A 13,717-nucleotide genomic window follows, 5' to 3' on the forward strand; every position below is an offset into this window, starting at 1 on the left:
CAGCAACCAGCAAGAGAAAGCCCCAGCGCAAGCCGGGGCATTTCTTTTTGGCTGGCCGCTGGCGGCTGGAAGCTGACCGCTACCGCGTGAACAGCCGGTACGTCACCCCGAAGCGCACCTTCGTGCTGTCCTCGTCGTTCTGCACGCCCAGGCTGACGCTCACGCGGCGGTTGAAGTTGTAGGCGGCGCTGAAGCTGGGGCGGACCGACTGGAGATTCAGGCCGTTGAGCGGCGTGCTGACCTTGAAGGTCACGCGGCCGTCGGGCGTGCTGTAGGTGGCGTCCAGCAGGCCCCTGCCGTTCAGGTCCACCTGGTATTGCAGGTAGAGGTCGCGCGTGAGGTACGACCCCAGCGTCAGGGTCGCGCCCAGCGAGCCGTCTGCCGTGGCGAGGTTGGGCGTGAGGCGGAACACGTCCAGGCCCAGGGCGCGGGCCACGTTGCGCTCCAGTTCGCCCAGCACGAACACGTTCAGCGCGGTTTGCAGGGCGCTGGTGCCCAGGGCGGCCAGGTTCGCGGGCAGGGCTTGCAGGTCCGGCACGCCGGTGGCGACCAGCGCGTACAGCTGCGCTTCCGTGTAGGGGTTGCCGGTGGTGGGGTCGGTGCAGACCGTGCCCGCCGTGGCCGTGCAGCCCAGGTTGGTGCGCAGGACCAGCACGTCCTGGCCGTTCGTCGCGGGCCGGAACTCGCCGCTCACATCCAGCGTGACGGGCACCCGCTGCCCGGTCGTGGCCGAGGGCACGGTGCCGCTGGCGACGACCGCGAAGGTCGGGAGAATCCCCTCGCCGCTGAAGCTGACCCGCCCGCTGCGCAACGTGAACTCGTTCTCGCGCAGGAACAGCGTGCCGCGCTGCGCCAGGACATTGCCCTGAAGCTGGGGCCGTGCGCCCGTGCCCGACAGCACCAGGTTGCCGCTGAACTCCGCGCGGGCCAGCGCCTCATCCACCCGGATACCGTTGGGGGCCTGAATCGGGATGTCCTCGAAGACGATGCGCTCCAGGAAGGGCCGCGCGGGCCGGGCCTCTGTCTCGGAGGGCGGCTTCGGGAAGGTCGTGTACTCCTCGGGCAGGGGGCTGGGGTAGTCGTCGGTGGTGCGGCCCCCGGCCTGAGCGGAGCCGCCCACGCTGCTCTGGCCCGGCGCGGGAATGGTCGCCGGAGCGTTCGTGCGCCCCAGCGTGAGCCGCAGGAAGTGCGCCGCGCCGCTCACGTGGACGAGCTGCCCGTCGTCCACCGCGCGCAGGTCGGCGTTCAACACGCTCTCGCGGGCATAGATGGCCGCCAGCGGCAGGTTGTAGCCGCGCGCCGTCAGGGTGAGGTCGGGGCGGGGGGCCACCGTGCCCGTCACGCTCAGGGTCCCCGCCGGGGTGGCCGCCGTGGCGGCGCTGCGGCTCTGGGCGTCCAGCGTCCAGCGGTTTTCCGCCCCCTGCGTCAGCGTGACAGTGGTATTGGGCAGCGCGCCGAGGGCCTGTGGGGCCAGCAGACCCGTGAAGGTGGCCCGCGTCCCCGACAGCCGCCCGAGCGTGAGCTGACCCTTGAGGTCCACGGTCCCGTCGCTGCCGACCGTGCCGCCGGTCAGGATGCGCCCGCCCGCCGTGAAGGCCCCGGAATCCGGCAGGTCACCCGCGAAGCTGGGAATCTGGAGGCTCAGGCCTGCCACGCTGCCGACGAGGTTCTGGGCGCGCAGCAGCCCGCGCGGGCGGTCGTAGGTGCCCGCCGCCGTGAGCGTGACACTGCCCTTGAGGCTGGGCGTGAGTTCGGCCAGGCCCGGAATCAGCCGCAGCACGGGCGTGAAGGTCGTGTCCCGGAACTGCGCGCTGAGGTCCACCCGCTGCCGCGTGTACCCGCCGCGCACGTCCCAGGTGCCCGCGCCCGCGAGCTGGATGTCCACGTTCCGCAGTTCCCGCGCCGCGTAGTCCAGCGTACCGGTGCCGGTCAGCGTCTCGGTCACGGCGTCCGCGCCCGTGCCGCTGGTGGCCGTGACCCGGATGCGCTCCGCGACCACGGTGGCGCTGCCCGCGAGGGGGTCGGCCAGCGGCAGCGAGAAGCGGGCCACGCCCGTCACCACGCCCTCGCCCACCGGGGTGTCGGTGAAGGCGGCCACCACCGCGCCCAGCGGCAGCGCCTGCAACGTCGCCCGCCCACTCAGCGTGCCGCCGGTGAGTGAGGCGAAGAAGTCCGTCTCGCCCAGGAAGCCGCGAATGCGCCAGTCGCCGCCGACCAGGGTGCCCTCCACGCGCGCGCCGAGCTGCTTTTGCCCGATTTGCAGCGCGCGGCTGCTGACCACCACGGTGCCGCCGCCGTCCTGAATGTTCGCCTCGCCGTTCACGCGGCCCGCGAGGCCCGGCGCGATGTTCAGTTTGGCGACTTCCACATTGTTCAGCAGGGCGCGCAGGCGGTAGCCCTCCTCGGTGGGGCGCACGTTGCCGAGGCCGCCCAGGGCCGGGAGCAGGTCCGCCAGGCCGCCGCCCCCGGTCAGTTCCGCCTCGCCCATGTCATTCCCCGCCGTCAGGTTCGCCTGGAAGGTCTGCCCGCCCAGCGTGACCGTTCCTGCCAGCCGCACGTCCTGCCCCAGCGCGCTCAGGGGATAGCGCGCCGCCGTGACCGAACCGGTCAGGCCCCCCGGCCCGGAGATGACGTTCGCCGTAAGGGTCCCGCCCCCGCGCGCCAGCGTGCCGGCCAGGTTGCCCGTCCAGCCGGCCGCGCCCTGGGAGGCGTTCACCTTCACCATGCCGGAGGGCAGCGCCGCGCTCGCCTGCACCTGCGGTTTGCCGCCGGTGAGGGTCACGTCCGCCGTCAGGTCGCCCGCCAGCGTGACGCCCAGGTAGGGCACTTCATAGTCCGTCGTGACGTCCGTGACGCGCACGCTCACGCGCCCGTCCTGCGTGTCGGTGCTGACCGCGCCGTTGGCCGTCAGCCGGCCGGTCAGGCGCGGCACGTCCAGCCGCGCGAGGTCCAGGCCGGGCAGGTTCGCCCGCAGCGTCTCCCCGTTCCAGGTCACGCGCCCCGTGGTGAGGCCGTCCGTCACGTCCAGGTCCGCCTCGCGCAGACTGGCGGTGCCCGCCGCGCGCCACTGGCCCCGCCGCACACTCAGGGTGAGGTTCGGGTCGGCCAGCGGCCCAGTCGGCGTGAGGCTGAAGCTGAGTTCCGGGCGGGTCAGGGCCACGGTGCCCAGCCAGCGCCACCCGCCGCCCCCGTGCTGGCCCTGCTCGCCCTGGCGCAGCTCCAGCACGCCGTTCGCGGTGGCCTCCGGGCCGTCCACCAGCCGCAGGTGAACGCCGTCCGCATTCGCCACCAGCCGCGCGCCCGCGCCCAGCACGCCGGCCTCGCCGGTGACCAGGGGGTGCTCGAAGGAGCCGGAGAACTTCAGGTTCGCCGCCTCGGTCAGCACGCCGGCCGGCCCGCCGGTCACGCGGGCCGTGCCATGCCAGCCGGTGAAGGGGTCGGCGTTCACGTCCAGCGCGGCCCGCAGCCCTTGCCCGCTCAGCGTCCCGTCCAGGGCCAGCGCGCGGGCATGGTACGTGGCGCGCACGTTGCCGTCCAGCAGGCCGCTCGCCGTGAGGGTGAGATCCGCCGTGCCGTTCAGCCCCGCCGTGCCGCTCGCGCGCAGGGTGCTGCCCGCCGCGTTCGCCGTCAGCCCGTTCAGCGTGAGCGTCTGCCCCTCCAGGGTGGCGACGGTCGTTCCGGCCTGCGTGAGGGTGCCGCGCAGGGCGTTCAGCGTGCCGGTGAAGGCCCCGGTGGTGTCGGTCAGCCGCACGCCCGAGACTTCCGCCCCGCGCGTGGTCAGGGTTCCGGCGAGGCGCGGGGCAGCCAGCGTGCCGGTCAGCGTCACGTCCGCCGTCGCCGTCCCAGTCCCGTTGACCAGTGCCAGCGGCGTGAGGTGCAGTTGCCCGGCCAGCGCGGGAATGAAGCCCTGGCCGGGGGTCAGCGTCAGGCGGCCCGTGCCGAGCGTGCCGCCATTCAGCGCATAGCCACCCTGGCCGTCGCCCGTCAGCGTGACGGGGTTCGGCAGACCGGTCAGCGTCGCGGTCGCCGTGCCCGTCAGACGGGGCCACGCGCCGTTCAGGTCCAGCCGCACGGTGTTGCCGCCCTGCCGCGCCGTGCCGTACACCCGCGCCCGGACTGTGCCCGCCGCGAGGTCGAGGTCCGTGGCGTCGGCGTACAGGATGCCTGCCTGCCCCTGGCCCTTCAGGGTCACGCGGGCGTTCGCACGGGCGTCCCGCAGCGGGCCGGAGAGGGCGACCTGGGCGTTAAAGTCGTCGGTGACGGAGGAGGCCTTCCCGGCCAGCAGCACGTCTTCCAGCGGGCCGCTGAGGGTGAGGTCGGCATTGATCAGGCCCGCGCCGAAGCCCCGCGCATCCACGTTCCGCGCCGTCACGCGCACGCCCACCGGAAGCGCTCCGTTCGCCTTCAGCACGCCGCCGCGCAGGCTGCCGGACAGGTCGGCCTCCAGCATGTCGGGCTGACTGCCCCGGCGGAGGTAGGAGGCGCGGCCATACAGGCTGAACGGCCCCGCCGTGCCCTGCTCGCCGCGCAGCGCCAGGTTCTGCGCCTCCACCTGTGAAGGCCCGCCCGCCAGCGTCCCCGAAGCGCGCACGGTCCCGGCAAAGGTCAGCGCGTCCACGTCCCAGGCGGGGGGCAACAGCCGGGCGAGGCGGAGGGGTTCGGCCTTCAGCGTCGCCTCGTAGCGTCCGCCGCTCAGCGTCGCGCCGCCCGCCAGCCGCTCGCCCGCGAGGCGCACCGCCACGTCCCCGGCGCGGTACGTCGCGCCCAGGTCGCCGGTCAGGTCGCCGCCCACGTCGGCCAGGCGGCCCGCGAAGGCCGCTTCCGGCCTGCTCCAGCTCGCGCCCGCCAGCGTCGCGCGGCCCGTGGCACGAAGCTCTCCCGCACGGCCCCACAGCGCCCCCACATCCAGCGCGGTGAGGTCCAGCGTGCCGCCCGGCTTCAGCGGGAGGTCGGCGGGGAAGGCTCCAGCCACGCTCGCCGGGCCGATGCTGCCCGCCAGCGCGAGTGCCCCGGCCCCCTTCAGGGTCGCGTCCAGCGCCCCGCCCGGAACATTCCCCGTGGCGCGCAACGACCCCAGCCACCCACCCCGCGCGTTCCAGCCGGTCACGCCGTCCAGCCGCACGCGGGTCTCCCCGCTGACGAAGGGCGCGTGGACGTTCAGGCGGCTGTCCTGCAAGCCTGCCAGCGCCCCCGACCCCAATTGTCCGCGGGCAAACCCGGCCAGCGCCTCGCCGCTGAAGTTCACCTTCCAGTCCTGGCCCAGCAGCCGCGCCGTCAGCCCGGTGCCGCTCGCCTGGAGGCCGCCCGCCGCGCCGGTCAGGGTGCCCTGTGCCCGCACGTCCGGCTTGCCCAGGGAGCCGCGCGCCTGCGCGGTGTATGTTCCCGGCAGGTAGTCGGTCAGCGTCGCCTTCGCGCTCAGGTTCAGGGTGGGGAAGACCGGGCCGCTCGCCCGGAGTGAGGCGTAGGGCAGCTTCGCCGTCGCCTCCTGCACCCGCAGCACGCCGCCCGTGTAGCTGGCCGGGGCGTGGAATACGGCCCCCGCCACCTCCCCGTCCGCGTTCACGCGCAGGTCGCGCAGGGTGCCGGTGACGGTGCCGCTGACGTTCCCCGCCGTGCCCGCCAACTTCTGGAGGTCCGGGGCGTCGAAGTTGCCTGCCACGCGCCAGTCGGTTTCCGCCCGGTTCAGCTTCAGATTCACGCTCGCGCCCGCGACGAGGGCATTCAGCGTGGCCGCCCCGTTCGGCCCGGTGAGGGCCTGCCCGGTGGCGGTCAGGTCGAGGGCGCGACCCTGGTACATCCCGGCAGCCCGCAGGGTGAGGGTGTCCGCCGCGTTCCCACTCAGCGTGCCGCGCACGTCGCCCACGTTCAGCACGGCATTTGCGCGCGGATAGAGGGGACCGCGCACCTGCACGCTCAGGCCCGCGAGGTCGCTGGTGAGGTCGGCGCTGAGCTGCCCCCGCGCCAGCGTCACGTTGCCCACGGCCCGCTGCCCCGTGGCTGTCAGGTTCACCCGTGCCTGCCCGTTCGCCCGGTCGAAGTCCAGGTTCGGGACTGTCAGGTTCGCCGTGACGCTGCCGGTCGCCTCTACCAGGGGGCGCAGGGCACGCGCGTCCAGCACGGCCCCCTGAACCGTGAGGGTCCGCCCGTCATAGCGCAGCGGAAGGTGGGTGCCGGGGTGGGTGAGTTCCGCCGCCGCCGTCACCCGCCCGCGCCAGTTCACCCGCCCGTCCAGGTTCAGCGGGTCGCCCAGGTAGCGCGTGCCCCGCGCGGTCAGCACCGCCCCGTCCGCGCTGACCTGCGCGACCAGTTGCCCCGGCACCGTCTGTGCCCGCACGTCCGCGGGCAGCGAGGCCAGGAAGGGGGCGAGGTCAGCGGTCAGTGTTCCGCCCAGACCGGGGAGCAGCGTCACCCGGCCAGCCAGCGGGCCGGAGGGGACGGCGGCCAGGCCCGCGCCGGTCCCGACGACGCCCAGCGTGCCCGGACGGCTGCCCAGCGCGTACCGCAGGTTCACGTTTCCGCTCCAGCGTCCGCCCGCGTACGTCAGGCCACCCACCTGGACCCGCCCGCCCGTCAGCGAGGCGGTCAGTGGCAGGGTCTGGGAAGGCAGGTCCACTCCCGCGCTGCCCGCGCCGAGGGTCTGCCCCTTCAGGCGCAGCGAGCCGCGCAGGTCGGCAAGGTCTCCCGCCGCGCTCGCCGTGACATACGGCCCGCTGACGTTCACCCGTAGGTTCTCCAGCGCGGTGAGCCGGGTCAGCCGCCCGCTGGCGGTGAGGGTATGGCCCGTGAGTTCCCCGGTGGCGTTGACCTGACCGTTCCGGGCGGTCAGGCGCAGCGGCCCCGCCCGCAGGTCGGCCCCCAGTTGGCCTTCCGTCAGGCTGACCGTTCCGCTGGCCCGCTGGCCCCCCGCCGTCACGTTCACCCGCGCCTGTCCGCTCGCCCGGCCGAAGTCCAGCCCCGGCACCGTGAGGCTGGCCGTGACGGTGCCGCTCGCCGCCGTGAGCGGCCGCAACACCCGCGCGTCCAGCCGCGCGCCACGCACGGTAAGGTCGCGCCCGTCGTAGCGCAGCGGGATGCGGGTGCCGGGGTGCGTCAGCGTGCCTGCCGCCCGGAAGCCGCGCGCCCAGTTCAGGCGGGCATCCAGGCTCAGCGGGTCGCCCAGGTAACGGGTGCCCTGGGTGGCGAGCGCCGCGCCGTTCGCGCCCACCTGCGCCACGAGTTGCCCCGGCACGACCTCCGCGCGCACCGCTTCCGGCAGCAGCGGCAGGAAGGGGGAGAGGTCGGCGGTCAGCCTGCCCTCCAGCCGGGGGAGCAGGGTCACGCGGCCCGCGACGGGGCCGGACGGCACGGCGGTCAGCCTCGTTCCGTCCCCCGCCAATCGCAGGGTGCCGCCCTGCCCCGCCAGCAGGTAGCGGAGGTTCACGCCGCCGCTCCACCCGCCGCCCAGGTACGTCAGGCCGCCCACGTTCGCCCGCGCCCCCGTCAGGGAAGCGCTGAGCGGGAACACCTGCGCCGGGAGGACGACGCGCGTGGCCCCCTCCCCGAAGGTCTGCTCCTTCACCCGCAGCGTGCCGCGCAGGTTCGCCACGCCGCCCGTCGCCTGCGCCGTGACATACGGCCCGGTCACGTTCACGCGCAGGTCTTCCAGCGTGGCGGGGAGGGTCAGTCGCCCGGTGGCCGTCACCGTGTGGCCTGCGACCTCGCCCACCGTGTTCACGCGCCCCCCGCCCGCGGTGAGCCGCAGTGGCCCGGCGGTCAGGTCGCCGGTCAGCACGCCGTTCCGGGCAGTCAGGTCGCCGCCCACGCGCTGCCCGGCCAGCGTCAGGCCACGCGAGCGCAGGTCGAAGTCGTCGAAGCCACGCAGGGTGACCCGCGCGCTGCCGCCCGAGCCGTCGAATACGTTCACGGTGCCGCGCGGTTCCAGCCCGGTGCCGGTCACCCGCCCGTCCACGTACAGGCCCGCGACGGGGCCGCGCACGTTCAGGTCGTAGTGGCCCGCTGGAAGCGCCGCCGTGCCGGTCGCGCGCAGGCCCTCGCGGTCGGTCAGCCGCACGTTCAGGTTCTGCCAGGGGCCGCGCAGGACGACGGTGTACTGGTCCAGCACGCCGCTCGCGTTCACGTTGCCCCGGAAGCCGGGTGCCCAGGTCGCCTGTCCCTGCACCCGGCCCGCCTGCCCGAACGCCGTCAGCGCCTGCTGTCCCGCCACGCCCAGCAGCCCGGTCCGCGCATCGTAAGCCACCCGCAGGTCGCCCCAGGTGCCGTTGGCCGTCAGCGTGGGGGTGAGGGTGCCCGTGACATTCACCGCCTGCCCCGGCAGGGTGACGCCCGAGAAGGACAGTTCACCCGTGCGCCCCGTCAGCCGCGCCCGCAGATTGCCGTACTCGCCGCTCAGGGCCGCATTCAACGTCTGTCCCTGCCAGAAGGCGGTGCCGCTCGCCTGCACGCTGGGATACACCTGCCCGGCGAGGTGGGCCGCCACGTCCGCGAAGGCGGCGTTCAGGTTCGCCCGCACGGTTCCGTCCGTGCGCGTCAGCGTGCCGCGCACCTTCGCCCCCGCCGCCGTGGCCTCCACGCGGGCCGTTCCCCCTTGCCCCGCCAGCGCGAGGTCCAGCGTGCCGCCCAGGTCGTCCACCCCGACCAGCGGGCGCAGCGCGGCGAGGTTCACCCGTCCGGTCGCGTCCCAGTCCTGGCCGTTCAGCACCCCGCGCGCTGTCTCTCCGGCCGTGGTCAGCGTGAAGCGCACGCCGTCATCCAGGCTCAGCACGCCCTGGATGTCCGCGCCCTGGACCCGCGCGGTCGTCCGGAAGCCCTGCGCGAGCTGGGTGTCGGCCAGCACGGTCACGCCGCCCGCCGTGCCCCGCAGCCGTGCCACATCGCCCAGCCCGGTCGCGGTGAGGTCGAAGCCGTTCCCGGTGGCGGTCAGGGTGCCCACCGCCCGCAGCCGGTTGGTGACCGTCGCCGTGCCGTTCACGCGCACGCCGCCCGCCACCTCCAGGTTCCGCGCCTCCAGCGTGAAGGCGTCGCCGCGCCAGGTCAGGCGCTGGTCACCCGGCGTGAAGGTGCCCTGCTGCGCCACGTAGTTCACGTTCAACGGCCCGCGCAGGGTGCCCGGCACGCCCGGCACGTTCGCCGCCAGGGTGCCCACCACGTCCCCGCCCGTCAGGTCCAGGCGGCCCTGCCCGCTCAGCGTGACGCCCGCCCCGGTCAGGTTCCGCGCCGTCCAGCCCCCCCGGAAGTTGTGGTCGAGGTCGAGGGTCAGGTTGCCCAGGTCGGCCTTCAGCCCCTCCCGGTTCAGCCGTGCCGTTCCGGCCAGCGCGAAGGGACCGGCCTGCCCGTTCGTCACCACGGCCCGCAGGTCCTGCGGCTTCCCGCTCAGGGCCACCTGTGCCCGCGCCGCGCCGTAGGTGGGGTGGAGGGTGGCGTTCAGGGCCAGGGTTTTCAGGCTCAGCGTCCCCGCCAGAGGCCCGCCCAGGCCCCGGCCCGCCAGCGTCAGCACGTTGTGGGCGTCGATGTCCGCCGTCACGTCCAGCGGCTTCTGGGCGAACGTCCCGGCCCAGTGCGCCTCGCCCGCACGGCCAAAGGCCCAGCGCCCATCCAGGGTCTGCTGGCCCGCCAGCGCCGTCCTCGCGCTGAAGGCCAGGTCGTTCGTCTGGCCCGCCGAGCCGCCCGCCCCGTCGCGGTTGAGGAAGGTGTACTCGGCGTTCAGGTCGCGGAAGGGAATGCCCGCCAGGGTTCCGGCCCCCTTCCCGTAGGCCTTCACGCGTACGGTGCTCCAGCCGCCCGCCGTGACCCGCAGGCTCAGTTCGCCGCGTCCGGTCGTGCCCAGCGCGTGCGCCAGGCCCCGCACCGTCGGCGCGGCTTCCGCCGTGACCGTCCAGTTCCTCGCCTTCAGGTCCACGCCGCCCCGCGCGGTGACCGGGCCGTCCCAGCCCTGCCCCGTCAGGTTGAGGGTGATGTCGTTGCCCTGGTGGATGGCCCGTCCCGAGATGTCGCGGACCGTCACGAAGCGCGCCTCGGGTACGCGGATGCTGGCGTCCGTCACCTTCAGGTCGCCGCGCACCGGCTCGCCGCCCCCCAGCACGTAGCGCCCGGTGATACGCCCGCCCGTCACGCCGTGCCAGTAGTGGTTCAGCACCCGTGCGTCGGCGTTCAGGTCCAGCACGAAGACGTTCCCCGCTTTCACGGTCACGTCGGCGTTCAGTTCCCCGTCGGGGGTCTGGCCGCGTACCGCCAGCACGCCGTTCTGACCCCGCGTCACGCGGAAGCGGCCATCCGGGATGTTCACGCCCGCGCCGTCCACATTGACCCGGCTGCGCTGCACGTCCAGGTCGTTCAGGATGACCTTCCAGCCGCCGCCCTTGCCGCCCCCGCCTTTCTCGCCCGCCAGCAGCTCTTTCAGCCGCAGGTTCACGGTGGCGTCCGAAACGGCCACGTTCAGGCGCACGGTCCGGGTTCGCGGGTCCACGCCTGCCACGCTCACGCCCGCCTGGCCCGCCGCCGCGTCCACACCGGGCAGCTTCACCTGTGCGTCTTGCAGCTTCGGCGACCACAGCGGCCCGCCCACGCCCTGCGCCGTGACCTGCATGTTCCCGCCGCTCACCTGCTTCAGCGCCCACTGGCCCAGCAGCGCGGGCGCGAACCATGCCGCCAGACCCAGCAGGGCGGCGACCAGCAGCAGCACCCAGGGCCAGCGCCGCCGGGCGGGACGGTGCGGGGTCACGGGGGGCAGGTCGGGGTGCGGCGTTTCCGTCACACGCACACCGCTGGAGGGTCAAAAAAGGCGCTGGGCACGGGGTGGGCGGGCATCCTCCCCAGTGTACCGTTCTGCGGGTGAGCGGCCAGCCGCAGACCCTCACCCGACCGTCAGAAACGCACGCTCCTGCCCCGGCCGGACCGGGTACCATGCGCCGCATGCGTCTGACCGCTCTTGTCTCCGGTACTGTCCAGGGTGTCGGGTACCGCCGTTACGTCCAGCGCCACGCCCGCGACCTGGGCCTGTCGGGCAGCGCCGAGAACCTGCTCGACGGCCGGGTGGAGGTCGTCGCGGAAGGGTCCCAGGCTGACCTCGACCGCCTGCTGCACTGGCTGCGCCGTGGCCCGCCCCATTCCCGCGTGGACGACGTGCAGACCCAGTACAGCGAGGCGACCGGCTTGCGGGACTTTCACGTGTACTGAGGGGGCAGCAGAAGGCAGAAGGGCCGTGAAGCCTTTCACTAACGCCTAACCCCTAATGCCTCTCCCTCAGGTCTGCCGCTCCACCTCCTCCTTCTGCCCCTCCGGCGTGCCCTCAGGTGGGGGCGGGTCGCGGCGCACGCGGTAGTAGCGCCGGAGCGACTGGCTGAGGCCGCCCAGTCCCGGAAAGAGCGTGCGTTCGGTGATGTTGGACTGGTCGAGCTTGTCGCGGACCTCCCACTTCACCTCGGCGGGCAGGATGACCTTGCGGTAGGCGGCCGGGTGCTCCACCAGCCAGTCGTCCAGGGGTTCTTCCGGGTCCGAGAGCAGCGAGAAGAGGGCGGCCTGCTGCACGATGCGCTCGTCGATGGAGGGCGGCTCCAGAAACAGCAGGAAGGGATGTTCGGCCTCCCGCTCCAGGTCTTCGAGCCAGTCCAGGTCGAAGGTGGGCCGCTGCCCCGGCTCGCGCGTCTGGTGCTGTCTGGAAAAGGCGGTGAGCATGTCCACCGTGAACACGCCTGCGCCTTCCTGGTCCAGCAGGCCCTTGAGGGGAAGGGGCAGTTCCTCGTTGGTCCGGATGAAGTTGACCATCCAGATGACGCCGTCTTCGTCGTAGAGGTCCTCGTCGCCGGTGGCGAAGTGCAGGGCGACCAGGGGCGAGGTGGTCCAGTCCAGCAGCCGGGTCGGGAGGCCATGGTGCTGCCCCACGGCCAGCCAGTACCACGACAGGTCGCGGTCCACGCCGCTGCTGTAGGCGTACTTGCGAAAGTTGCGCAGCAGGTGCCGCTCGACCTCCCGCGTTTCGCCCGCGAGCCGTTGCAGCGTGGTCGTGAGCTGGGCGTCCGCCTGCCCCTGCCCCCGGAACACGAAGGGCGAGCGGAAGCGCCCCAGGCGAGCGTTCCACGACTCCCCGTACAGCACCTCGTGGAGTTCCGGCCACGACGACACCCGGATTTCATTCATGCCGTCAGGGTAAGCGCGGGCCAGCGCCGCGGCGGGAACGGTGAAAGAAAGCTGATGCTTGAGCTTGCGTCCTCCTCCGGCAACTTCGGCTGCCCTGACAAAAGCGCGTGGCCGGCTACTACCCATCCGTAGGGCGGCGCTCCGTTCGTCCCAGATAAGGTGGCCGAGCCTTTCTAGGTACCGCATACTGAATCTGATGCGCCTGCTCGCCTTTGACCTGGACGATACGTTGCTGGACCCACACGGTCAGGTGCCTGAGGCGACGGTGACAGTGCTGGAGGAACTGCGCCGGGCGGGGTGGCTCGTCGCTGTCATCACGGCTCGCTGGCACTTCCCCGCAGTCCTGGAGGCACGACTGCGGCCAGAAGCTGTCGCCACCAGCAATGGGGCCGCCATCGAGGTGCGTGGGCAGAGGCTGGTGCGGCATACCCTCCCCCGGACTGCTGCACAGGCCATTTTGGACGCTTGCCCGGCCGAAGCGAACATCAAGGCCTTCAGTGCGGAGAAGCGCTTCGGGGACGTGAGCTACAGCACTCCCGAGCGGCCGGTGTTTTCACTGACCGAGGCGCGGGAGGCGGAACTGGTCAAGCTGCGCGTGGCCCACGAGGCCGCACCGAGCTTGCGGGCACAGTTCCAGAACACGCCCGGCCTGTCCATCTCCGGCGGCGAGGGCCAGCGGTATGCGGGGAAGGTGTCGTTTACGCCGGAAGCCGCCCACAAGGGGGAAGCCCTCCGAACGATTGCGCAAGCTCTGGGCATCCCCCTGGGAGACTGCGTCGCCTTCGGGGACAGCGACAGTGACCTGCCCATGCTGCGCCTGGCCGGTCTGGGTGTGCAGGTGGGTGACGAGGCCTGCCTGCGGGACGTGCGGGGGCATCAGGTGTGCTGCGCGGTCCGGGGCATGCCGCAATTTCTAAGGGCGTTGGCCCTGGGCGGCCTGCCCTTGCGCCCTCCTCCCCGTGAAGGCTCCCGCAAGGCAGCGCCCTGCCCCCGCCCCTTAAGGTGACCGCATGAGCGTCAAGGACAGCTTTACCCCCGAAGAGTGGTTCAAGGTGATGAACGGTCCCGGCCGGGCGGGCGCGGCGGTGGTGGCCGCCAGCCCCAGCGGCATCACCGGTGTGCTGGCCGAGGCGCAGGCCATCGGGGCGGCGATTCGTGAGCAGGTCAGCGCGCAGGGCCGCACGCCGCTGCTGGAGGCGATGGCCGCCGACCTGGTGGGCACGCCGCCCGACCCCCGCGCCTTTCCCCAGGAGGAGCGCGCCCGCAACATGGACGAGGCCCGCGCGCAGAGCGTGGAGGGCGTGCGCCAGGCCGTGTGGCTGGTGAGCAGCAAGGCCAGCCCGGCGGACCTCGCCGCCTACCGCCGCCTGCTGTGGACCGTAGCCGAACGGGCGGCGGGGGCGGCCAAGGAAGGCGGCTTCCTGGGCCTGGGCGGCGAGCAGGTCAGCGAGCCGGAACGCGCGGTACTGGCCGAACTGCGCGAGGTCATCGGCGTGGATGCCGGGGCGGGCACCCCCATCATCACCCACGAGACGCCGCCTGCCGGGTCGGACGGTTCGGGGAACGGCGATTGAGGGCCTGCCCT

5 protein-coding genes are annotated in these 13,717 nt (G+C 73.2%); 3 read left to right on the top strand and 2 right to left on the bottom strand.

What is annotated here, in order from left to right:
- Nucleotides 1-79: 79 nt before the first annotated feature.
- Nucleotides 80-10,750, bottom strand: a complete 10,671-nt coding sequence (locus ABEA67_RS10365) for a translocation/assembly module TamB domain-containing protein (RefSeq protein WP_425557186.1) — start codon at nt 10,748-10,750, stop codon at nt 80-82.
- Between the two features lie 158 nt (nt 10,751-10,908).
- Between ABEA67_RS10365 and ABEA67_RS10370 the strand changes: the two genes are divergently transcribed.
- Complete coding sequence (locus ABEA67_RS10370) at nt 10,909-11,172, top strand: acylphosphatase (RefSeq protein WP_345464830.1); 264 nt, start codon at nt 10,909-10,911, stop codon at nt 11,170-11,172.
- Nucleotides 11,173-11,238: 66 nt separating this feature from the next.
- Here ABEA67_RS10370 and ABEA67_RS10375 read toward each other — a convergent pair whose 3' ends face one another.
- Complete coding sequence (locus tag ABEA67_RS10375; protein ID WP_345464832.1) at nt 11,239-12,132, bottom strand: FRG domain-containing protein; 894 nt, start codon at nt 12,130-12,132, stop codon at nt 11,239-11,241.
- A 196-nt stretch (nt 12,133-12,328) separates the two neighbouring features.
- Between ABEA67_RS10375 and ABEA67_RS10380 the strand changes: the two genes are divergently transcribed.
- Both ABEA67_RS10380 and ABEA67_RS10385 read left to right on the top strand, forming a co-directional pair.
- Nucleotides 12,329-13,138: an HAD family hydrolase gene (locus ABEA67_RS10380; protein WP_345464834.1), complete on the top strand. Its 810-nt coding sequence runs from the start codon at nt 12,329-12,331 to the stop codon at nt 13,136-13,138.
- A 4-nt stretch (nt 13,139-13,142) separates the two neighbouring features.
- Nucleotides 13,143-13,706, top strand: a complete 564-nt coding sequence (locus tag ABEA67_RS10385; protein ID WP_345464836.1) for a hypothetical protein — start codon at nt 13,143-13,145, stop codon at nt 13,704-13,706.
- Nucleotides 13,707-13,717: the final 11 nt, after the last annotated feature.

It is taken from the genome of Deinococcus carri (assembly GCF_039545055.1).
In the GTDB taxonomy this organism is placed as follows: Bacteria; Deinococcota; Deinococci; order Deinococcales; family Deinococcaceae; genus Deinococcus; species Deinococcus carri.